1 pseudogene is annotated in these 1,079 nt (G+C 68.7%); it reads right to left on the reverse strand.

The window, feature by feature from the left end:
* Positions 1-26: 26 nt before the first annotated feature.
* Positions 27-1,006, reverse strand: a pseudogene (locus ACWEF2_RS31650) (IS5 family transposase).
* Positions 1,007-1,079: the final 73 nt, after the last annotated feature.

Genomic DNA, 1,079 nt, shown 5'->3' on the forward strand with positions numbered 1-1,079 from the left:
CTAGAGCCTGTACGGAGTTCGGATCTTTAAGCTGGCCGGAGGCTTCGGATCCATAAGACGGCTCCGCGTAGGTGCAGGCCGGCCAGATAGCTGTCAGGCGTCTTGTCGAACCGGAAGGCCAGCCCACGCCACTCCTTCATCCGGTTGATGCAGCGTTCGGCCGCGTTGCGCTGCTTGTACAGATCAGGGTCATGGGTGATCGGCCGGCCGCCGCGGGAGCCACGCTTCTTGCGGTTGGCCGCCTGGTCGCTCTTCTCCGGGATGACCGCCTTGATCCGGCGTCGACGCAGGTAAGCGCGGTTGCCGCGAGAGGAGTAGGCCTTGTCGGCGGCCACCGCGCCCGGCCGGGTACGCGGACGGCCGACCGGCAGGCGGATCTTGATGCGCTCCAGCACCGCGCGAAACTGCGGGTTGTCTCCGGCCTGGCCGGCAGTCAGGACGAAGGACAGCGGACGGCATCGGCGGTCGGCCGACAGATGCACCTTGCTGGTCAGCCCGCCCCGCGAGCGGCCCAGCCGGGCCGCCTTCAGCCGGAACCGGTACCGGCGCCGCAGCCGCCTTCGTCCGCCCCCATCGTCACCGGGGTCGCCGTCGCAGGCGTTTTGCCCCTTTGGCGCAGCCCCTTTTCCTGCTCGGCGGCGTGTTCCAGCGCCGCGCTCAGCTCGCCGCCCAAGACCATCCCGGCGGCATGATGGTGGGCGCGGGCGGTGGTGGAGTCGACGCTGACCAGGTCGAGATCGGCCTGCCCGCGAGCCGCGGCCTCGGCGATCATCGCCTGCATCAGCTGCTCGAACACGCCGTTCAACGCCCAGGAGCGAAACCGGTCATAGGCGGTGGACCATGGCCCGTACTCGACCGGCAGGTCCCGCCACGGGCTGCCGGTACGAAACCGCCACATCGCAGCATTGAACAGCCGTCGCAGGTCCGGGATCGGGCCCCGCTCACCCAGCGGCAAGTGAGGCTCGATCAAGGACCATTCCTCGTCGGTGAGATCTCCACGCGCCATGCCCGATGACCTACCAGGACCGCCGGCCGTACCGCAGGCAATCCCTCTGATCTCAACTCCGTACAGGCCCTAG

The sequence above is a fragment of the Streptosporangium sp. NPDC004631 genome (genome assembly GCF_053601935.1).